We start from the raw sequence: 22,424 nt of genomic DNA, 5'->3' as shown, positions 1-22,424 counted from the left end.
CTCTTCGGCATTATTATGAGGAGGAACTTTATATGATGGAATTAGCGGATATTCGCAACGAGCTCGACAAAACAGCCGAAAAATTGGCGGACTTCAGGGGGTCTCTTTGACTTAGAAAACAAAGAGGCACGTATCCAGGAATTGGACGAACGAATGATCGACCCGAATTTCTGGAATAACCAAGAAGAAGCGCAAGTGGTCATTTCGGAAGTGAATGCATTGAAAGATACAGTCAATCGCTACCGGAAGTTCGAAGAAGAGCAAGAGAATATGGAAATGACGCTCGAATTGTTGCGCGAAGAACCAGACGAGGAACTTCATGAAGAGTTGAGTGGGGAACTGAAGCAGTTTCTTAAAGACTTGAACGCGTTTGAGCTGGAGCTTCTATTGAGTGAAGAATACGATAAAAACAATGCCATATTGGAACTGCATCCAGGCGCTGGCGGAACGGAATCCCAGGATTGGTGCTCGATGCTCTTACGCATGTATACGCGCTGGGCGGAGAAACGCGGTTTCAAAGTGGAAACTTTGGATTACCTGGCAGGAGATGAAGCCGGCGTCAAATCAGTGACACTCGGCATCAAAGGGCATAATGCTTACGGCTATTTGAAAGCTGAAAAAGGCGTTCATCGCTTGGTCCGCATTTCGCCGTTCGATTCCTCAGGACGCCGCCATACATCTTTTGTATCGTGTGAAGTGATGCCGGAGTTCACGGGCGAAATCGAAATCGATATCCGCACCGAAGATCTGAAAGTCGATACTTACCGTGCAAGCGGTGCCGGTGGACAGCATATCAATACGACAGACTCCGCTGTCCGGATCACCCACTTGCCGACCGGTGCTGTAGTGACTTGCCAACAGGAACGTTCACAGATTAAAAACCGTGAGAAAGCGATGCAAATGCTAAAAGCGAAGCTCTACGCATTGAAAATCGAAGAGCAGGAGCAGGAATTGCTCGAAATTCGCGGCGAGCAAAAAGAAATCGGCTGGGGCAGTCAAATCCGCTCTTACGTTTTCCACCCGTATTCCATGGTTAAAGACCACCGGACGAACTACGAGACTGGGAATCTGCAGGCCGTCATGGATGGCGATCTGGATGGATTTATCCACGCCATGCTGCGTTCGAAAATGCAATAAGCTAAAAAACCCTGCGCCAATCATCGTAAATACGACTCCCAAAAGCGATTGCTCCATAGAGCGGTGGCGTTTGGGGGTTTTTTTACGCGTAAAAAGGCAATAGAAGAACAAGAAGCTTATATTTGCCAAGGAGGTTCTGAATATGATGACCCATCAATTACTGATCTTGCTGATCATCGGCTACATCGTCTACACGATCGACATTAAAAAGAACTTTTTCCCAGTTCCCGTCGTATTGGTGGCAATCGGTTTAGGGCTTTCATTTATTCCGTATTTCGATGAATTCAATATTTCAAAAGACATCATCTTCAATGTCTTCTTGCCGGCAATGCTGTTTACCTCGGCTTATCAATTTCCTTTGAAGCAGTTAAAGCAAAACATCGGCATCATCGTCAGTTTGAGCACGATTGGTCTCATCCTCACAGTTGTTCTGCTCGGCTTGTCCATCTATTTCGCAGGCGGGCTATTTACCAGCTTGACCCTCACGTCGGCTTTTTTGCTGGCGGCAATCCTGACGCCGACCGATCCGGTGTCGGTAACCGCTATTTTGAAAGAAAGCAGCGGTGCAGAACAGATTGCCGATGTGGTTGAAGGGGAGTCGATGATCAACGACGGGACAAGCATCGTCTTTTTCACGATTTTCCTGACAATGTATCAAACCGGGAACGGGTTTTCATTGGGCAAATTTGTCTCGGAATTGCTGCTTGTTTCGCTAGGCGGAGTTATGCTCGGAATCGCTATCGGCTGGTTGATGAGCAAGACGATCCGTTTCACCCAGGATAAAAAATATCATGTCATGCTGAGCGTCATTGGAGCTTACGGCGCTTTTTATATCGGCGAAGCCATCGGGGTATCGGGCGTGCTTGCGACAGTGGCAGCCGGAATATTCGTCGCTTATGAAATGGGCAAGGATATCAAGGAAGATACACTCCCTCAGTCATTGGACGGTTTCTGGGATATCGTCACCCCGATTTTATTGGCGGTGCTGTTTTTGCTGATCGGCATACGCGGTGCAGAGTATCTGGCTTTTTCAGGCTGGTGGTTTGCAATCGTCATTTTCCTATTGGCCATCATCGTCCGCTTCCTCGTCATCGCGCTGTTCATTTACGGAGTTCCTAAATGGCGGCATGAATTCAATAATGATTTTTCGACGATTACCTTAACTGCTTGGTCAGGAATCAAAGGCGCCATGTCCGTCGCACTGTTGCTATGGCTCGAAGAAACGGCTTCTGGGCAAGACCAGGTGCTGATTTCCCTGGCATTTGCGGTGATTTTGCTGTCGCTCGCCATTCAGAGCATTGGCATTTATCCATTATCGAAAGTACTAAAAAATCTTCAATAAAGGAACCAGCGCAGCAAAACGTGAAATTTTGGCCGATTGAAGCAAAAGTTTGTTCCGTTGTGGAATGGTTATTGCTTTATCCAGATGAAGTTCACAAAAAACGGGGGGTCTGCTATACTCTGACAGGGTTCAAGTGAATATAGAAGGAAGAGGAATAACAGCTTATGGGCAAACGAAATATACGAAAATCAAAAGATCCACATCCGGTTTTGACGAGCGTGATGGATTATATCTCCGTCCTGGCAGGAGCGGCGATCGTCGCCATTTCATTCAATGTGTTCCTATTGCCGAACGAAGTGGCGTCGGGCGGAGTCAGTGGCATCAGTACGATTCTATTCGGCTTGTTCGAATGGAAGCCAGCATTCGTCCAATGGGCATTCAATATTCCGCTGTTCATCTCGGGCGTCATTTTGCTCGGGAAAAATTTTGGCATCAAGACGGCGGTCGGCACGGTATTTCTGCCGCTCGTCGTGTTCATGACTGAAGATTGGGAAGCTTGGACGAGAGATCCGCTGCTCGGCTCGTTGTTTGGCGGCATCATGGTCGGTCTCGGGCTAGGAATCGTGTTCCGCGGGAAAGCATCGACTGGCGGAACCGATCTTGCAGCCCAGATCATCACCAAATACACCGGCCTCACTCTCGGGACAAGCGTTGCGATCATCGACGGCATGATCGTGTTGGCAGCTGCCATCGTTTTTGATATCGAAAAAGGATTGTATGCATTGATCGGGTTGTATCTGACGACCAAAACCATCGATTTGGTGCAGGTCGGATTCAGCCGTTCGAAGATGGTATACATCATCACGAACAAGCAAGTAGAAATCCGGGATGCCATTTACGATGAAGTCGATAGAGGGGTAACGGAATTGACAGCAACCGGCGGCTACTCAGGAAACGAAAAACCGATTTTAATGGTCGTGATTCCGCAGACAGAATTTACAAGGTTGAAACAATTGGTTAAATTGATCGACCCGCAAGCTTTTGTGATTGTGTCCGATGCCTCCGAAGTGCTCGGGGAAGGTTTCAAACGTGCCTAAATTTGGTATACTCCTATAGAAGGTAAAAAAAGCAAGACAAAGAGGAGGATTTCCATGAAAAAGCAATTGATGACCGTATTGTTCGGTTCAGTTCTTGTACTTGGTGCATGCGGCGGCGGGGAAGAAACATCTCCTGAAGAACCAGCTGATACAGGCGGCGATACAGAAACTGAAACAACGACAGTGGATGCAGAAGCAGTCATTCAGCAAAACTGTATTTCATGTCACGGTGAAAACTTAGAAGGTCAAGGCAATTTCCCAGCATTGAACGATGTAGGATCGCGCTTGTCACAAGAAGAAATCCTTTCCGTCATTGAAAATGGCCAAGGTGCAATGCCTCCGAACATCATCGAAGGCGAAGAAGCGCAAGCCGTAGCAGAATATCTTGCGAACCAACAATAAACCGGCATTTTGCCCGGTTTATTTTTTTTGCCATAAAACAAGGCATTACTATAGATATATGGTAAAAATAAGGAAAATAATAATGAGTTAAGACCTCATGTTATTAAAATTTCAGATAATTGTTTGTATCGAGACTGAGTCTGAATTGAAATGTAACTGTAACAAAAAAGGGGTTTAGGAGTGTTATAATAACCGTGCTGCAAAATTTGCTATGTACTTGGGAAATAAAATTTGGCGGAATGCCGAATGATATAGGTGGTTTATTTAATGATACAAATGAAAAATGTCTACAAAAAATATCCGAACGGCATTGTGGCACTCAATGGATTGAATGTTGAGATTGCCCAGGGCGAATTTGTATACATCGTCGGCCCGAGCGGAGCTGGAAAATCCACGTTCATCAAAATGATGTACCGTGAAGAGCGCCCGTCTTCAGGGCAAATGCTTGTCGATGGAAAAGATATCGCAAAATTGAAGAACCGGAAAGTTCCTTTTCTTCGCCGTGACATCGGCGTAGTGTTCCAGGATTTCAAACTATTGCCTCGCTTGAACGTTTATGAAAATGTTGCGTTTGCACTTGAAGTTATCGAGGAAAAACCGCAAGTCATCAAAGAGCGCGTGATGGAAGTGCTCGATATGGTCGGATTGAAGCACAAAGCGAAAATGTTCCCCCGTGAATTGTCCGGCGGCGAGCAGCAGCGTGTGTCCATTGCCCGTTCCATCGTCAACACGCCGAAAGTGATGATTGCCGATGAACCGACAGGAAATCTTGACCCGGACACGTCGTGGGACATCATGAATCTTTTCGAGCAGATCAACTCGACGGGAACGACGATCATCATGGCGACCCATAACCGGGAAATCGTCAATAAGTTAAGACATCGCGTCATTGCCATCGAAGGCGGGCTGATTGTGCGCGACGCAGCCGGAGGTGATTACGGCTATGAAGATTAGAACATTTGGCCGTCACATCAAAGAAAGCCTCAAGAGCCTTGGCCGGAATGGCTGGATGACATTTGCATCTGTCAGTGCCGTCACGGTTACGTTGCTGCTAGTCGGGGTATTCGTCATGATTATGATGAACCTCAACAAAGTCGCTGATGATCTGGAGAACGATGTCGAGATCAAAGTCTTTGTCTCGCTTGACGCAGAGGAAGAAGACATCACAGAGCTCGAAGAAGAAATATCGGGTCTGGATGGCGTCGAATCGGCCGATTTTTCAACGAAAGAAGAAGAGTTGACGGATCTTGTACTCGACTTTGGCGAAGAGCTCAGCTTGTTCGAGCAAAGTAATCCATTGTTTGATGTGTTCTACGTAAAAGCGACAGAACCTCAACAGACAGAAACAGTAGCGAAAGAAATTGCTGCACTTGAATATATCGAAGACGTAGAGTATGGGGAAGGGAAAATTGAGAAGCTTTTCAATTTCCTTAACGCAGGGCGCAATGTTGGCCTGGTCCTCATTTTGGCATTATTGTTTACAGCGATGTTCTTGATTTCGAATACGATCCGCATCACTATTGTGGCGCGCCGTACCGAAATCGAGATCATGAAACTCGTCGGGGCAACCAATTGGTTTGTCCGTGTTCCATTCATTCTAGAAGGCATGTGGCTCGGGATTCTCGGTTCGATCATACCGATTGGCCTAGTCGTACTGCTTTACCAAAGGATTACGGAATTTGTACAACCCCGGCTCAGCGGAGAACTCTTCCAACTACTTGAGTTTTCACCTTTCATCTACCAAGTGAGTGCATTGATCTTGGCGATGGGTGTCTTTATCGGGATATGGGGAAGTTTTATGTCCATTCGCAAGTTTTTACGTGTATAATCAATTCAAGGCCTATGGTCGCATATTAACCATAGGTCTAAAACTTACATAAATTAGGAAATAAAATACAGACATAGAAAAAGAACGTAAATCCAAAGGGGGAAAACGAACTTGAATTCGAAGTCTAAATGGATGTTGTCCGGCGTTTCATCAATTCTCGCATTGTCTTTGCTAATGCCTACTGCACATGCAAACAGCAGTAAGCTTGATGAATTGGAACAGGAGCAACAGCAAGTCCAAAAAGAACAGCAGAAATTGGAAAAAGAACGTAAGGAATTGGAAGAAAAAGAAGAAGACCTGAGCTCAGGCATTCAAAAGAAAGAAGGCGAGATCCAAGAAACGTCTTCAAAACTCGACCGCATCGTTTCGGAAATCCAGCAATTGGATAAGAAAATGCAGGAAACACAGTCGAAAATCGATACAGTACAAGCTGAAATCGACCAAACTAAAGAAGAAATCGATGAATTGAAAGAAGCGATCAAAGAACTCGAGCGTAAAATCGACGAACGTACCGAACTATTGAAAGAACGTGCGCGCGCCATCCAGATGAGCGGCGGATCTGTCGAATACATAGATGTTCTATTGGGTGCCAATAGCTTTATCGATTTTATCGACCGTTTTTCAGCGGTCAATACCTTGATTGAGGCTGACCGTGAAATCATGCGTGAACAAGCGGCCGACAAAAAAGAATTGGCTGCGAAAAAAGAAGCAGTTGAAACGATTCTTGCCAATCAAGAAGAGCGCCGCACTGAACTTGTTTCATTGAAAGCCTCTTTAGATAGCCAGAAAAAAGAACAAGCAGGCTTGAAAAACCAAATGGAAGCAGAACAAGAGCGTTTGGCTTCAGAGAAAAATAATTTGGAAGCACAGCATGAAGAAGCGCTGGAAGTCAGCGCTGCAGTTGAAAAGCAAATTATGGGCCAGCAATCCCGCATGGCAAAACTAGCTCAGCAAGAAGAAGCTGAACGCACGCGTATTGCAGAAGCTGAACGCAAAGCAGCAGCGGAAAAAGCAGCTGCTGAAAAGGCGGCAGCTGAGCGTGCTGCAGCAGAGAAAGCAGCAGCGGAACGGGCAGCAGCAGAAAAAGCGGCAGCTGACAAAGCAGCAGCAGAAAAAGCAGCAGCTAAATCTTCATCTGCAACTGCCAGCACTGCAAGCCCGGCACCGGCACCAACGCCAGCACCAGCACCAGCACCAGCACCAGCACCGGCTCCTGTCGTCAAACCGTCAGCAAACTTCGTGATGCCGGCATCAGGGCGCCATACATCAGGATTTGGCGGACGTGATATCGGAGACGGTGCGGAGACGCATCTTGGCTACGACATCGCCAATAGCCCAGGAACGCCTATCGTGGCATCAGCTGCGGGATATGTGTCGTTTGCTGGATCAATGGGTGGTTACGGGAATGTCATTATCATCAACCATTCAATTAACGGGCAACCGTATGCGACTGCATACGCTCACTTAAGTTCGATTGGCGTATCAGTGGGCCAGAAAGTAGAACAGCGCCAGTTTATCGGCGGCATGGGCAATACCGGCCGTTCGACAGGTTCTCATTTGCATTTCGAAATCCACGTGGGATCTTGGAATGGTGCGCGCAGCAATGCTGTGAACCCAGCCAATTATCTCTCTTATTAATCCTAAAAGCCGCCTAGGCCATTCTTTCCGCTTCACGACTGGTGAAGTTTCGGAAAGTGGCTTGGGCGGCTTTTTTCGTTGACACAATTTGTTGCGGAACAATTCCGGCGAATTTACTGGCTACGGACAGTTCGTTTATCGTATGATGGTAACGGAATGGAGTGAAAAGAATGTCGAAAAAAATGATCGGGCTCCTGATAGCCGCCATTCTGGTCATTGTTCTCGCGGTATGGGCCGTCTTTGACAGTCATAAAGAAGACCGCGCACTGAATAAAATGGCCCTTGGCAGCACTGTCGATTTTTTGCCGACCGATGAAGGGCTGGCAAAAGGCGAACTCGCTCCCGACTTCGAATTGACGACGTTGAAAGGCGAGGAAATGCGCTTGTCGGATTACCGCGGCAAAGCGGTCATCCTTAATTTTTGGGCGACTTGGTGTCCGCCTTGCCGAGCAGAAATGCCGCATATGCAAACTTTCTATGAGAACCAACAGGATAAAGATGTCGAAGTGGTAGCAGTCAATTTGACGACAGAAGACCGTGGCATGACGGAAATCGAAAACTTTGTTGAAGAGTTTGGCTTGAGCTTTCCGATTCCGATGGATGTGGATGGAGATATTGGCGCACTCTATCAAGCGTTTTCCATTCCAACTTCCTATATCATAGACAGAGAGGGCCGTGTCCTGCATAAAATTGTCGGCCCGATGGATGAAGAAATGATGAATGGATTTATCGAAGAAATCAATGAGGGGGAATCATAATGACATCAGTCGATACGAAATCTGTACACACAGCAGGCATGGAAGAGCGGACGATCCGCCCGAAAGTCATGCCGATCTATCAAACATCCGCTTTTTCTTTTTCTTCTTTAGAAGAATTGGAAGGCTATTACGAAGGAAACGGAACTTATCTCTACACGCGGACAGCTAACCCGAACACGGATGCACTCGGCCAGACAGTCGCACAGCTAGAAGGTGCACCGAAAGGCGTTGCTGCGTCTTCAGGCATGTCCGCGATACTCGCGGGTATCCTGTCAGTTGCAGAAGCGGGAGACCATATCCTCGCCGCAGAGGATGTATACGGTGGAACTTTCCATTTGCTGAAGGAAGAATTGAGAAGGCTTGGCATTACGGTCCATTTCGCTGATTTCTCGGAAAGCGAAACGATTGAGCAGATTTTGGTCGATTTCCCTGAAGTGAAATTGATGGTGAGCGAATCGATTACCAATCCATTTTTGCGGATTGAAGACATCGAAGGGCTCGTTCAATTGAAAAATCAATACGGAGTTAAAGTAATGATCGATAATACATTCGCGACGCCTTATACGTTTACACCTTATACACAAGGCGTGGATTTGGTCGTACATAGCGCCACCAAGTACCTTGGCGGGCATAGTGATGTCACATCAGGCGTATTGGTAGGCGATCCGGTTTTAATCGAAGAAGCCACAAAACGTGTCGTGAACCTCGGCATGAACTTAAGTCCTTTTGAAGCATGGCTAACGATACGCGGCATCAAAACATTGGCGCTTCGGATGGAAAAGCAAAACGCCAATGCACAGGCGATTGCCGATTTCCTGCAAGATAAGGCACGGGTGTGGTATCCGGGGAAAGGCGCGATTGTTTCATTTGAACTTCCTGAAACTGCCGACGTCTCAGCCTTCTTTTCTTCACTCGGCTGGATCAAAATCGTTCCGACTTTGGCTGGTGTCGAAACGACCGTCTCTTATCCATTTGGCACGTCTCACCGCGCATTATCCGCAGAAGAAAAAGCGCGGATTGGTGTAACTGAGCGGGTCGTCAGGCTTTCAGCCGGAATCGAAGGCATTGAAGATATCCTTGGGCAGCTAGAGCAGGCGTTTAACTGATTGAAAAAGATGTAGGGCTATCCCTGCATCTTTGGTACAATGGAAGATAAGTTCATTTAGCTTAAGGATGGTGTCAGTGGAGTGTTAACGGATTTTTTGATGGCGATCGCCATGTTTTTTCTTAACCCTGTTTTTTATGTCGCATTATTTGCTGCGACGATGCTTGGATATTTCCGCGTTAAAAAAGAACGCCGCATTTTCCGCACGCGGATCGTGTATGGCGGAACAGAATTTAAACGCTTGCTGAAAGATGGCTGGTTGTATGCGTTAATCTTATCGGTCATCGTCGCTGCTGCCGGTTTGGCAGTGCCGATGGAATGGTTGATTGCACTCAGCGTCGTGAGCATTATCGTCATGCTGACAGGTTTTTACCACTTGGCTTCTTTCGTCTATTTGGCGGGAGCGGCTGCACTGGTCGTCTGGTTGTTCGAAGCCAATGATTGGGTGTTGAATCTAGGGTTCGCTGAAATGACGGGCAGAGGGCTTGCGGATGGCTGGCTCATTTCAGTCGCGTTGATTGCAGGGCTTTTGCTATTCATCGAAAGCCGCATGGTCGAAAAGTCAGCTGCTGCTGCCGCTTCGCCGCGTTTGCATAAATCGGCTCGCGGATTGCGTGCCGCTGCCTATATTTCCCGCCGCCTATGGCTGATACCGGCCGTTCTGGTCGTTCCTGGAGAAATGATTTCCGAATACGCACCATACTGGCCACAGCTGCCGATCGGGGAATCGGCATTTTCATTCATTTTGTTCCCGCTGGTATTTGGGTTCCAAGGGCGCAGCAAACGGACGCTGCCTGTCTATTTATATCCGAAGATCGCGAAATCGATCGCTTGGTCAGCTGTGTTGACGATCGTCCTTGCCTTATTCGGTTTCCTTTGGCAGCCGATGGCGATCATCGCGCTTACCGTCGGAGCATTGTTCCGTTTGGGAATTAGCTTGTATTATGCACAGAAAGAGCGCAGCGGAAATTACACCGTGACACCACAAGCGCAAGGCGTCATGATCATCGACGTTCTTCCAGGATCTCCTGCAGAGAAAATGGGGCTTGTGCGCGGGGAAATCATCCGCAAAGTAAACGGCACGACCGTTACGAATGAAACAGAACTATACGAAGCAATCCAGCTCAATGCAGCGCATTGCCGCCTGGAAGTAATCGATCACAACCTTGAAATGCGTTTGCGGCAGCATGTCGTCTTCCGCCATGACCATCACCGCCTGGGTCTCTTGATTGTCGAGTAAGGAGAGAAGAATATGGAGTCAATGGTGACTAAGTTTTTCCTATCGCTGTTTGTGCCCGGGCTTCTGGTTATCCTGTTTACGCGCGTGACGTTCAACCATTATGTCGGCCTCATATTGACCGTGGCATTGATTGCCGCGGCCGTTTATGCCGGCTTCACACATACGTGGCTATTGTTTATCGTCAACGCCGCTTCGTTAACAGCTGGTTTCTGGTATGCGAGCAATATGTATAATAAAAGAAAAAAAGCCGAAGCTCATGAAAATGAGTGACGGCTTTTTTTCTTATCCGAACCAAAGTCCATATACGGAGAGAATGGCAATGGTCCCGAGCACGACGAGGATAACGTTCGCCCCGGTAAACGCGATGGCAAATGCGGATGCGGCCCCGATCACGCCGAACCAGACGTTTTCCTGTATGAAGAACACGGCCGGGAAAATCAATGCGCCGAGCACGGCATAAGGAATATTTCGCAAAACATTCTGTACAGCTTCCGGTAATTCACAGCCTTCCAAAAAGGTTAACGGTATTGCGCGTGGAATATAAGTAACAACGGCCATTCCAAAAATCATCCACCAAAACCAGGCATCCATCAGGCGGCAACTCCTTTCCGTGAAATCAGTTCAATGATGATCGCTGAAGCAAGCGTCGACACCATGATCGCCCAGCCAGTGGACAGCCAGCCGGTGAAATAGAACAGTGAGTTGAAAAGTGCGGCGATCAACGCCAAGCTGACAACTTTCCGGTTGCCTTTCATGGACGGCACGAGCAAGCCGACGAACATCGCATACAGTGCGATCGACATGGACGCCTGCAGGAAGCCTGGGAGGCTGGCGCCGATCAAATGGCCAAGCGAAGTGAATGCCACCCAGCTTCCGTAGGAAATAACGATGACACCCGCCGCAAACGACGTACGGATCTTGTCGCGCGGCTGCGTAGCGAGTACAGTAAACGTTTCATCGGTTATGCCGAATGCGTACAGTGCTTTTTTCCAGCGGGCATCCGGTTCCATCTTTTCATTCAATGCCGCGGTCATCAAGAAGTGGCGGATGTTGACGATGAATGTATTGACGACAATAAGCGCCGGGAGTACACCGGCTGTGATAAGGGAAAGTGATATGTACTGGGCAGCGCCGGCAAAAACGAAAATGCTCATGGCAGTCGCTTCGATGAGCGATAAACCGGTCGTTTTGGCCAGCAGCCCAAAAGTCAACGCGACCGGGAAATAGCCGATGGCGATGCTGGCGCCTGCTTTCAAACCCGAAGAGAATCCGTGTTCTTGCAATTTGTTCCGCTCCTTTTGCCGCAAGTATTTCTCTTTTCCAAAACGGGAGAAAGAGTGTAAAGTAATTATAATAGCATAGCATATTTTCTCCTGTTTTAAGATTCATTATTGAAAAATCGCGCAATTTAAAAGGAATGAGCTTATGTCGGATTTTTTCACCATGGAAAACATTGTCGAGTTAACGCAATCTTATCGGGCATTCGGCCCGTTTATCGGATTTTTGCTGCCGTTCATTGAATCGTTTTTGCCGTTCTTGCCGCTTTTTGTCTTTGTCTTCGCCAATGCGACAGCCTATGGATTGTGGCTTGGCTTCCTTCTGTCATGGGGCGGGGCAGTCGCGGGTTCCTATACCGTATTCCTGCTGATCCGCAAGTTCGGGCAAGCGCGATTCATGAATTTCATGACGCGCCACCAGAAAGTCGAAAGGCTCATCCATTGGGTGGAGCGCAACGGCTTCGGCCCTTTGTTCTTGCTGTTGTGTTTTCCTTTCACCCCATCTGCATTAGTCAATTTGGTGGCCGGGCTATCGAATATTAGCCGCCATTATTATTTATTGACCTTGATGGCGGGTAAATTTGTTATGGTCTTGACGATTTCTTATGTTGGCTATGATATTCGTGCATTGTTTACCCAGCCGATCCGGACAGGCATCGTCATTGCCGTTATCGTGCTGCTCTATGTCATCGGTAAAATATTAGAGAAGCGGCTCAATAAAAAAGTGGAAGCCGACTTCAAGAAGGCGAAAGAAGAACGTGAAAAAGAACGGCTATCTTAACCGGAAAGTCGTTCTTTTCGATTGTTTATTGTATAATAAGAACAAACGTTCTTGTTGAAAGGGGTGCATTAAATGTCTTTACGAATTGTCTATGGGCGTGCCGGAACCGGAAAAACCCGTTTTATCCAAGAAGAAATCGCTGATAGTTTGAAAGACCAGGCGGATGGTGATCCGATATTCCTTATCGTCCCGGACCAGATGTCATTTTCCACAGAATATCGTTTGTCTGCTGCCTATGGCATGAACGGCATGATCCGAGCTCAGGCCGTGACTTTCAAGCGCCTTGCCTGGCGCGTCTTGCAGGAAGTCGGCGGGATCAGCCGCAAGGAAATCGATACATTCGGCTATCGCATGCTGATTCGCAGCCTGCTTGAAGAACATAAGGATGAATTTAACTTATTTAGAAGAGCCGCAGGCAAACGGGGCTTCACTGATCAAATCGAGCAATTGATCAAAGAGTTTTCGCGTTATTGCATCGATTGCGATGAACTCGGCACCATCCGTTCATCTCTCGAAACAGCTGGAGCACCTAGGACGCTGCAGGACAAGGCAGCAGATTTAGAGCTCATCCTGCTGGAAATCGACCGCAGGCTTGGCAAAGTGTTCGTGGATTCTGAAGGGCATCTTGGGTTGTTGAGCGAGAAGATCCGCCACTCGGAAACGGTCAAGCATTCGGCTATTTATATCGACGGGTTCGTTAGCTTTACAGCGCGGGAGTTCCAGATTATTGAAGAGCTTCTGAAGCATGCCAAATCGGTGACGATTGTCTTGCCGATGGATGACACGAGCAGCATAGAAGACGAGCAATCATTATTCTACCAGTCTGCCCTCACGGCAAGCCGCCTGACGGATCTCGCCGCAACAGAAGGAATCGAGCTGGAACCGGAAGTATACCTGCAACAGCCTAAACGCTTCATGAACGAAGAACTTAGGCATGTCGAACGTTTCATCGAAACCTTTCCTGCCCCTTCCATTAAAGGGCAAGGGGCTGTCGAGTTGGTTGAAGCGTCCAACCGTCGCGCTGAAATCCATGAGCTGGCGCGGTCGATTCGACAGCAGGTGATGGATGGCTGCCGCTATAACGATATTGCCGTGCTGTACCGCCAGCCAGAAGTATACGACGAATTGATCAACACCATTTTCCCGCAATACGAAATCCCTTATTTTATCAGCCAGAAAAAGTCAATGCTTCATCACCCGCTGATCGAATTCAGCCGATCCGCACTCGAAGCTGTCATCGGCAATTATACGTATGAACCGATGTTCCGGGCATTGAAGACTGACTTGTTCTTTCCTGAAGGCAATGTCAGCAAATGGCGGGAACGGGGAGACCAACTGGAGAATTTCGTTCTTGCCAATGGCATCTACGGAGAGCGCTGGTTTGATGACAAGCGCTGGATCTATAAAAAATACCGCGGGCTCGAATTTCATTCCGGCATCCAGACAGACGAAGAATTGGCGCTCCAGATGGAATTGCAAACTGTCCGGGATGTGGTGCGCGACCCGCTTGAGCGCTTGAAAACACGGCTCAGTGACTGCGTGACAGGCCGCGATTTTGCCACAGCGCTGTTTCAGTTTATTGAAGAGCTCGATGTCTATTCGAAAATCCAATTGCTGAAAGACCGCGAAGAGGCGGAGCATCAACTGCTCGCCGCGACAGAACACGAGCAGGCGTGGAATCAATGGGTCGGCGTGCTCGACCAATTCGTCCTGATGTTCGGAGACAAAGAACTGGACCTCCAAAGTGCAGCGCGGATCCTTGACGAAGGCTTTGAAACTCTGGAGTTCTCCCGCATACCGCCGTCGCTCGATCAGGTGACCATCGCCAAAATGGACCTGGCGCGCTTGATGGACATCCGTTCGGTCTTCATCATCGGTGCAAACGATGGCGTCTTGCCGCAGCGCATCGAACACGAAGGGCTATTGACAGATGCAGAGCGCGAGTGGTTCCAAAAGATTGGCATCGAACTCGCACCAAGCTCCCGTATGCGTTTGATGGACGAAACTTATATGGCCTATCGCTCGTTCTCTTCCGCTTCCGATCGGCTTAGCGTCTCTTACCCGATTGCAGACGAAGAAGGAAAGGCCTTATTGCCTTCTTTATATATCAGGAAAATTGCCGATTTGCTTCAGCTGGAGCCAAAATTGGCAGCGATCGGCCCGGAAGAGCTTCATGAGCCGGATGCATTGGAATACATTAGCCATCCGCGCGCAACGCTTTCGCATCTGGCTGCCCAAATCAGGAGCGGCGAGCTTACCGGGCAGTGGCAGGCTGTCCTCGATTATTACCGGGAAGACCCGTTGTGGTCGTCGATTATCCATCAAGTGTTCAAGCCTTTGAGCCATGGGAAAGCTGAAAAGTTATCGGAAGAGATCGCTGAATCGCTTTACGGTGCACCGATTGCCTCGAGTGTTTCCCGAATCGAGACGTACCACAGCTGCCAATTTGCCCACTATGCAGCTTATGGCTTAAAACTCGAAGAGCGCAGCCAATATCGTCTGGCAGCGCCGGCAATGGGAGATTTGTTCCATGCAGCAATCAAATGGATTTCCGATGAAGTGATGCAACTTGGCGTTTCCTGGTCATCGTTAAGCAAAGAACAATGCGCAGATCTTGCTAAGCGTGCGATCGAACAATTATCGCCTTATTTCGTCAACCAGATCTTGTTGAGTTCGCATCGCTACCGGTATATCCAATACAAGCTTGAAGGCATCATCCGCCAAACGGCTTTCATGTTGAGCAAGCATGCACAAGTATCCGGTTTCGTGCCGATCGCGCTTGAAGTGGGCTTCGGGACGAAAGAAGCGATTCCGCCGCTTGATATTCCGCTCGAACGCGGGCGCAAGATGAATGTCAGGGGACGCATTGACCGCATCGATTCGACCGATATCGGCGGTAAGCCGTATTTGCGTGTCGTCGATTATAAATCCTCCAAGCAAGGCCTGGATTTGGGCGAAGTCTACCACGGGCTGGCACTTCAAACCTTCACCTATTTGGATGTGGCGCTGACCCATTCGAAGCGCTGGCTTGGGGAGCAGGCGGAACCGGCAGGGGTGTTGTATTTCCATATGCACAACCCTATGTTGAAAATGACGAAATTACTGACCGCTGAAGAACTGGAAGAAGAACTTGCGAAGTCATTCAAGATGAATGGTTTGGTTGTCGAAGATCCGGAAGTCATACAGGCGATGGACGCGCAGATTGACGGCTATTCAAATGTCATTCCAGTGCGTCTCAATAAAAATGGTTCGGTCTCGAAGGGCTCATCGAAAACAGTGGAAAAAGATGATATGGAAACGATCCGCAAATTTGTCCGAAAAAAACACCAAGGGGCAGGCAATGGCATTCTTGACGGCAATACAGCCGTTTCACCGTACCGCTTAAAAGATGACACGCCTTGCCAATTCTGTAATTTCCGCGCGGTGTGCCAATTCGATCCGAGTGACCCCGAGCAAAGCTACCGAAAATTGCCGGTATTGAGCTCTGACCAGGCAGTGGAGAAAATACGCAAGGAGTTGAGCGCTGATGATACCGGAAAAACCGAATGATGCCACATGGACGGATGAACAATGGCAGGCGATATGGGCGAAAGGACAGGATATGCTCGTATCGGCTGCGGCAGGTTCCGGGAAAACGGCTGTCCTGATCAACCGGATGATCGAAAAAGTGCTCGATGAACATGATCCGATATCAGTCGATGAGCTTTTGGTCGTCACCTTTACGAACGCTTCCGCAGCGGAAATGCGCCATCGCATGTCTGCAGCTTTAGAGCAGGCAGTCACGGCACAGCCGGAATCCGTTCACTTGAAAAAGCAGCTGAGGCTGATCAATAAAGCACAGATTTCGACTTTGCATTCGTTTTGCCTGCAAGTCGTGAAGCAATATGCTTATTTGTTGGAAATCGATCCCGGCTTCCGCATTGCGGGGGATACGGAAGCGGCATTGCTGCGCGATGATATCATGGAAGCGGTGCTTGAATCCGCCTATGAAGGCGAAGGGCGTGAGAAGGTTTACAGGCTCGCAGACAGTTTTACTTCTGACCGCAGCGACCAGGCAATGGAGATCCTGCTGGGCAAATTATACGATTATTCACGTGTGCATCCTGAACCGGAAGCTTGGCTCGAACAACTGCCAACGCTATACGATGTGCCGGGACATGCCACGATCGACGATCTGCCGTTTATGGAAGATTTGAAAATGACGATACGTCATAGTTTTGAAGCGGCGCTTGCCTTGCTCGATGAAGGTTGGGAGCTAGCCACCCGTCCGGAAGGCCCTGCCGTATTGGAAGAGAACTTTCGGATGGATGCTACGCTGATCCGTGCCGCAATCGATGCACTGGATGAATCTTGGGCATCACTTCATGCTTATGCACGAAACATTAAATGGGAGCGTTTAGCATCCGTGAAAAAGGATTCCTGCGACCCGCAGCTGGCGGAAGAAGCCAAAGCACGGAGAAATGAAGCGAAAAAACTGTTCAATGATGTAAAAGAGGGGTATTTCACCCGCGCCCCTGAGCGCCTGCTTGCGGAAATGCGCGAAATGGCACCGCTTATGCGGACATTGGTCGATTTGACGAAGCGTTTTGCGGAAGAATACAAGGCCCTTAAAATTGACCGCGGTTTGGTGGATTTCTCGGATTTGGAGCATTACGCGCTGGAAATCCTGAGCGATGGGGGAGAACCTTCTGCGATCGCTCAGGATTACCGCACACGCTTCAAAGAAGTTTTGGTTGATGAATACCAGGATACGAATATGCTGCAGGAAACGATACTCGGCCTTGTGAAATCGGGATCGGAACAAGACGGCAATTTATTCATGGTAGGGGATGTTAAACAGTCCATCTACCGTTTTCGACTGGCGGAGCCGATGCTCTTCTTAGGCAAGTATTCCCGCTTTAGCCGGGAAGCGGACGAGACAGGGTTGCGAATTGATTTAAATGCCAATTTCAGAAGCCGCAAAGAAGTGCTCGATGGCACCAATTATATCTTTTCGCAGATCATGGGCGAGCGCGTCGGTGAAATCAGCTATGACGAAGATGCGGCATTAAAGCCGAAAGCGCCTTATCCCGAAGAAGATGTGCCGATTCACTTGACGCTTATCCATGAACCGGAAACGGAAGAAGAGGAAGAAGTGCCTGTCGATATGGACAAGTCGCAATGGGAAGCGCGTTGGATTGCGCAAAAGATTCGCCATATGATGGATGCGGGAACGCTCGTACACGATCCATGGAGCGGAAAAGAGCGCCCGCTTGAATACCGCGACATTGTCGTATTGATGCGTTCAATGACTTGGTCAGGTGACTTTTCCGACGAATTCAAAATGGCTGGCGTCCCTCTTTACGCAGAGTTGAGCGGCGGGTATTTCGATGCTCTTGAAGTCATGATCATGCTCAATACATTGCGCGTCATCGATAACCCGTACCAGGATATTCCGCTTGCCGCCGTTTTGCGCGCGCCGTTTTTCGGCCTACAGGAAAATGAGTTGGCAGCGATCCGGCTTGCCGATGCAAAAGGAACTTTTTATGATGCATTGAAAGCGTTTATCCGCATCGGTACGATGGATGAAGCGACTCGACTTAAACTGGCCCGCTTTACGAACAGCCTCCGTACTTGGCGGGATTTGGCGCGCAGGGGCTCGTTGTCGGAATTGATTTGGAAAGTGTACCTGGATACGAATTACTACGAAATGACGGGTGCTATGTCGAACGGCAAGCAGCGCCAAGCGAATCTGCGTGCCCTTCATGACCGAGCACTTGAATACGAGAAAACTGCTTTTCGCGGATTGTTCCGATTCCTGCGCTTCATCGACCGCATGCGGGAGCGGGGAGACGACCTTGGAACTGCAAAGTCATTGAGCGAAAAGGAAAATGTCGTGCGGCTCATGACCGTCCATAAATCGAAAGGCCTTGAATTTCCGGTCGTCTTTTTTGCGGGAACCGGAAGGCCGTTCAATGAAATGGATTTCCACAAACCGTATTTATTCGACCAGCAATACGGCCTTGCGGTCAAGGCCGTCAATCCCGATACACGCATTGAATACACTTCGCTGCCTTATCTTGCCGTTAAAGAAATGAAACAATTGCAGATGAAGGCTGAAGAGATGCGGGTGTTGTATGTGGCCATGACCCGTGCGAAAGAAAAGCTCTACTTGACCGCTTCGGTAAAAGACATTGACCGTTTACTCGAGAAGTGGAAAACTTCCTCGGGCGACGTGCTCTTGCCTGATTTTAAACGATCGCGCGCAAAATCTTATTTGGATTGGATCGGCCTTGCTGTTTCAAGGCATCCCGATGCAGAGGCGCTGCATGTAGGCGGCGAAGTGCTCGATCATCATTCGCGCTTTCACATCGACATTGTCGAGACCGTTTCCTTGGAAGAGCCGCAGCCTTTGCTCGAAGCGCAACAAGACCGGCCGGAAGCCGAAGCGGATGCAGCATTGATCCGCAGCCGATTCGACTTCGCTTATCCCCATCAGGCAGCTGTCGAAAAACGTTCTAAGCAATCGGTGACGGAAATGAAGAGGCTTCAGCTATTGCAGCGTTCGGATGAGCCGGAATCGTTCATCCAAAACTATCAGCCGAAGGCGCAAAAGAAAGCGCCGCATCGCCCGGATTTCCTGATGGACCGCAAACTGTCAGCTGCAGATATCGGTACGGCAGTCCACACCGTCATGCAGCATTTGCCGCTTGAGCGGCAGCTGGATCTAGATGAAATCCGGCAGTTCCTGGATGAGTTGACAGGACGTGAAATTCTTACGAAGGAAGAAGCGCAAGCTGTAAAACCTGAGCAAGTTGAAGCGTTTTTCCACAGTACGATTGCACAGCGCTTGATGAATGCAAAGGATGTCAGAAGGGAAGTGCCTTTTACGTATGCACGCGCTGATGAAGATGGCGACCATCAAATCGTCCAAGGTATCGTTGATTGCCTGTTCAAGGAAAACGATGAATGGATCTTGCTCGATTATAAAACCGATCAAACGCGCGGGATGGGCAATGTTCAATCGGCCATGAAAGAGCGCTACTCGCTTCAGTTGTCGGTCTATCAAGAAGCGGTAGAAGCGATTTTGCGCATTCCGATCAAACAGCGAGTCCTGTATTTGTTCTCTACTAATGAAGAAGTGGAAGTTTAGGGGGATTATGTTGAAATTACAACCAATTTCTTTACGTGAACGGGTGGACGCCATCGATTTGATGAGGGGATTTTCGTTACTCGGGATCCTGCTCATCAATATGCTGGCCTTCCACACGCCTTTATCTTATATCGACCCGTATAAATGGTTCAGCGGAAATATGGATCAAACCATTTTCACGGGCTTGGATATTTTTGTCCAGGCCAGTTTTTATCCTTTATTCGCAATGTTGTTCGGATATGGCTTGATGATGCAATTCTTGCGGGCTCAAGAAAAAGGGCAGCCATTTTTACCGGTAGCCATCAAGCGGCTATTAATTTTATTGGGATTTGGGATTATTCATGCATTTTTTATTTGGTATGGAGATATTTTAATTACCTATGCACTTATGGGCTTATTGTTGCTCGGCATGCTCAGTTTGCCGGCAAACTGGCTTCTGGGACTTGGCCTACTGATCTACACATTGCCTCATTTGATGTTCACCGCCATTATGTTTATTTCGGTCATGGCAGATCCGAATATTTATATTGGTTATCAGGAAGCCGAGCAGTCCATTGCAGCATATGGCTCAGGGAATTTCGCTGAAATCTTCAGCAGGAGACTGACGGATTGGTATTATGGCAACAATCCATTCAGTTTTATCATTTATGTAGTCACCATCTTGCCATTAATGATGGTGGGCGCAGCAGCGGCTAAGTGGCAGATGATTGAACAAGTAGCCAATAAGAAAAAGACGTGGCTGATATTGACCTTTAGTTCGCTGGCAATAGGCTTGTTGCTGAAATCGACTCCTTATCTATTCGACACCAATTATGCTTTCCAATATGTCCAGGAAATGTTTGGAGGCCCATTGGTGGCGGTAGGCTATGCGGGAATTATCGCGTTATTGTCGCTGAATATGACGTTCTTGAAGGCTTTATCACCGCTAGTCAAAGCGGGCAGGATGTCGATGACAATCTACATTACGCAATCGATTATCGCGACGAGCATTTTCTATTCCTATGGCCTGGGCTTATACGGCCAAGTGGATCTGTTGACAGGGACTTTGATTGCGGTCGGTATATTCGTTGTTCAATTGATCTTTGCAGAACTTTGGTTCAGCAAATTCGATCGGGGACCGATCGAAATGATCTGGCGTCGCTGGACGTACGGAAATAATTTTGAAAAAAGCAACAATTCAAAACGCTGAATGTGTATAATGAATGCAATCACAGAAAAGGAGTGTTTGACGAATGAAACTTCTATCGTTTCGCTTTCAAGGAGAAGAACGTTTTGGACCAAAGGTAAAAAAAGAAGAAGCCGTGTGGGATGTCCTCGCCATCCAGGAGCAGCTGGAAGTACTGCCGGAATTTCCGGATAAGCTGATTGATGGAGTGTCGCAAGGAATGGAGTTTGTGGAACAGATCCGCAAATTGACGGAGGCGGCTGTCCAATCGGAAACCCCTGAGCAATTCAAACACTCTTTTTCGGAAATCGAATGGCAGGCACCTGTCCCGAGACCTCCGAAAAACTTTATCTGCATCGGGAAGAACTACGCTGACCATGCAGAAGAAATGGGCGGGCAGGCACCGACGGATATGGTCGTTTTCACAAAAGCCCCGAATACCGTCGCTGCTGATGAAGAAACAGTTCCTGTTCATGCAGATCTCACCGATTCGTATGACTATGAAGGCGAACTAGCTGTCGTAATCGGCAAGGCAGGGCATAAGATCCCGAAACAACTGGCTTATGATCATGTATTCGGGTATACCATCGCGCTCGATTTGACTGCTCGCGACCTTCAGGAAAAACACCAGCAATATTTCCTAGGGAAAAGCTTGCCAGGCTCTTGTCCAATGGGACCATATTTGGTAACCAAGGATGAGATTCCGCAATCTCAGAACCTGTCCCTCGTGACGAAAGTGAACGACGAAGTGCGCCAAAATGGCAATACGGAAAACATGATCCGCCGCGTGGATGAGTTGATCGCAGAGATTTCCAAATCGGTGGCACTTGAACCGGGCGATGTCATCTTGACCGGAACACCGGCTGGCGTCGGCAAAGGATTTAATCCGCCGAAGTTTTTGAAAGCGGGCGATACGATCAAAGTATCCATCCAGTCAATCGGTACACTCGTTACACATTTGTCATAAGGAACAATCACTTCCAATTGTCCTGCATGTGGTAAACTTGAGGGGACTATATTAAATGAGGTGAGCTTTTGGGATTTTTAACTGATACAACACATTTACACATTACCATGTGGGTAGTGGGCATCGTGCTTTTCCTCGTGGCTGCATTTATGCACCGCGACAGCAAGGGGCGCAAAATCGTCCACATGATCACGAGACTGATCTACGTTTTGATCATCATCACCGGGCTGACATTGTTCATCGAGCATTCGTCATACGACGCCATGCTTTACGGCTTGAAATTCCTATTCGGACTATTGACCATCGGCATGATGGAAATGGTGCTCGTGCGTGGCAAGAAGCAAAAGCCTGTAACCTTGTTCTGGGTACTGTTTGCAGTATTCTTGCTCGTGACTTTATTCCTCGGCTTCAAATTGCCGGTCGGCTTTAACTTCATGGCTTAAAATGGCCGTTGCATCCAATTGAAAGCTGCACGTTCTTTGTTGGTTTTTACTGACAAATGACGTGCAGTTTTTTGTATTGTCATCGAAATAGAAAAAATTGTGCCATTACACATAGGGATTTCACAGTTTGGACGAAACTAGGCATAAACAGCTGCGCTTTCACGAAGATGAC

The 22,424-nt window shown here is 48.3% G+C and carries 19 protein-coding genes; 17 read left to right on the top strand and 2 right to left on the bottom strand.

Annotation, left to right across the window (positions count from 1 at the left end; translation table 11 throughout):
- The first annotated feature begins 35 nt into the window (after positions 1–35).
- The 11 genes from prfB to AUC31_RS09875 all read left to right on the top strand — a co-directional run bounded on the left by prfB (position 36) and on the right by AUC31_RS09875 (position 10,757).
- A protein-coding gene (prfB, locus tag AUC31_RS09925; protein ID WP_157073534.1) for a peptide chain release factor 2 occupies positions 36–1,137 on the top strand; the annotation gives its coding sequence in 2 pieces (ribosomal slippage) (positions 36–107 and positions 109–1,137; 1,101 coding nt in all).
- Positions 1,138–1,279: 142 nt separating this feature from the next.
- Positions 1,280–2,479: a cation:proton antiporter gene (locus AUC31_RS09920; RefSeq protein WP_058383360.1), complete on the top strand. Its 1,200-nt coding sequence runs from the start codon at positions 1,280–1,282 to the stop codon at positions 2,477–2,479.
- A 221-nt stretch (positions 2,480–2,700) separates the two neighbouring features.
- Positions 2,701–3,516 carry a YitT family protein gene (locus AUC31_RS09915; protein WP_407951589.1) on the top strand — a complete coding sequence of 272 codons (816 nt, stop codon included), beginning with the start codon at positions 2,701–2,703 and terminating at the stop codon, positions 3,514–3,516.
- 54 nt (positions 3,517–3,570) lie between these two features.
- Positions 3,571–3,918, top strand: coding sequence for a cytochrome c551 (gene cccB, locus AUC31_RS09910; protein ID WP_058383362.1), 348 nt, complete (start codon positions 3,571–3,573; stop codon positions 3,916–3,918).
- A 267-nt stretch (positions 3,919–4,185) separates the two neighbouring features.
- Complete coding sequence (ftsE, locus tag AUC31_RS09905) at positions 4,186–4,872, top strand: cell division ATP-binding protein FtsE (protein WP_058383363.1); 687 nt, start codon at positions 4,186–4,188, stop codon at positions 4,870–4,872.
- Entirely contained in the window at positions 4,862–5,746 is an 885-nt protein-coding gene (gene ftsX, locus AUC31_RS09900; protein WP_058383364.1) for a permease-like cell division protein FtsX, read from the top strand. The genes ftsE and ftsX overlap by 11 nt, the downstream gene beginning before the upstream one ends.
- A 111-nt stretch (positions 5,747–5,857) precedes the next feature.
- Entirely contained in the window at positions 5,858–7,384 is a 1,527-nt protein-coding gene (locus tag AUC31_RS09895; protein ID WP_058383365.1) for a murein hydrolase activator EnvC family protein, read from the top strand.
- Between the two features lie 170 nt (positions 7,385–7,554).
- Positions 7,555–8,142 (top strand): redoxin domain-containing protein, encoded by a 588-nt coding sequence (locus tag AUC31_RS09890; protein WP_058383366.1) that lies wholly within the window; start codon positions 7,555–7,557, stop codon positions 8,140–8,142.
- A complete protein-coding gene (locus AUC31_RS09885) occupies positions 8,142–9,248 on the top strand; it encodes a trans-sulfuration enzyme family protein (protein ID WP_058383367.1) in 1,107 nt (368 codons plus the stop codon). Before AUC31_RS09890 ends, AUC31_RS09885 begins: the two co-directional genes overlap by 1 nt.
- 81 nt (positions 9,249–9,329) lie before the next feature.
- A complete protein-coding gene (locus tag AUC31_RS09880) occupies positions 9,330–10,487 on the top strand; it encodes a PDZ domain-containing protein (RefSeq protein WP_237150586.1) in 1,158 nt (385 codons plus the stop codon).
- 12 nt (positions 10,488–10,499) lie between these two features.
- Entirely contained in the window at positions 10,500–10,757 is a 258-nt protein-coding gene (locus AUC31_RS09875; RefSeq protein ID WP_058383368.1) for a CsbA family protein, read from the top strand.
- Between the two features lie 12 nt (positions 10,758–10,769).
- Here the strand turns inward: AUC31_RS09875 and AUC31_RS09870 are convergent, their stop codons facing one another.
- Positions 10,770–11,078 (bottom strand): AzlD domain-containing protein, encoded by a 309-nt coding sequence (locus AUC31_RS09870; protein WP_058383369.1) that lies wholly within the window; start codon positions 11,076–11,078, stop codon positions 10,770–10,772.
- Entirely contained in the window at positions 11,078–11,770 is a 693-nt protein-coding gene (locus AUC31_RS09865; protein WP_058383370.1) for an AzlC family ABC transporter permease, read from the bottom strand. The genes AUC31_RS09870 and AUC31_RS09865 overlap by 1 nt, the downstream gene beginning before the upstream one ends.
- Positions 11,771–11,912: 142 nt before the next feature.
- Here AUC31_RS09865 and AUC31_RS09860 point away from each other — a divergent pair, with 142 nt between their 5' ends.
- The 6 genes from AUC31_RS09860 (at position 11,913) to AUC31_RS09835 (ending at position 22,252) form a co-directional block, all read left to right on the top strand.
- On the top strand, positions 11,913–12,545 hold the full coding sequence (locus AUC31_RS09860; RefSeq protein WP_058383371.1) for a TVP38/TMEM64 family protein: 633 nt from the start codon (positions 11,913–11,915) through the stop codon (positions 12,543–12,545).
- A gap of 72 nt (positions 12,546–12,617) precedes the next feature.
- Positions 12,618–16,094, top strand: a complete 3,477-nt coding sequence (gene addB / locus AUC31_RS09855) for a helicase-exonuclease AddAB subunit AddB (RefSeq protein WP_058383372.1) — start codon at positions 12,618–12,620, stop codon at positions 16,092–16,094.
- A complete protein-coding gene (addA, locus tag AUC31_RS09850; RefSeq protein WP_058383373.1) occupies positions 16,072–19,677 on the top strand; it encodes a helicase-exonuclease AddAB subunit AddA in 3,606 nt (1,201 codons plus the stop codon). The genes addB and addA overlap by 23 nt, the downstream gene beginning before the upstream one ends.
- A gap of 10 nt (positions 19,678–19,687) precedes the next feature.
- A complete protein-coding gene (locus AUC31_RS09845) occupies positions 19,688–20,866 on the top strand; it encodes a DUF418 domain-containing protein (RefSeq protein ID WP_058383815.1) in 1,179 nt (392 codons plus the stop codon).
- A gap of 43 nt (positions 20,867–20,909) precedes the next feature.
- On the top strand, positions 20,910–21,809 hold the full coding sequence (locus tag AUC31_RS09840; protein WP_058383374.1) for a fumarylacetoacetate hydrolase family protein: 900 nt from the start codon (positions 20,910–20,912) through the stop codon (positions 21,807–21,809).
- A gap of 68 nt (positions 21,810–21,877) precedes the next feature.
- Positions 21,878–22,252, top strand: a complete 375-nt coding sequence (locus tag AUC31_RS09835) for a YisL family protein (RefSeq protein WP_058383375.1) — start codon at positions 21,878–21,880, stop codon at positions 22,250–22,252.
- The last annotated feature ends 172 nt before the right edge of the window (positions 22,253–22,424 follow it).

It is taken from the genome of Planococcus rifietoensis, from assembly GCF_001465795.2.
GTDB lineage: Bacteria > Bacillota > Bacilli > Bacillales_A > Planococcaceae > Planococcus > Planococcus rifietoensis.
The sequence above is the reverse complement of the archived record's forward strand: the minus strand, read 5'-3'. Positions and strand labels throughout refer to the sequence as shown.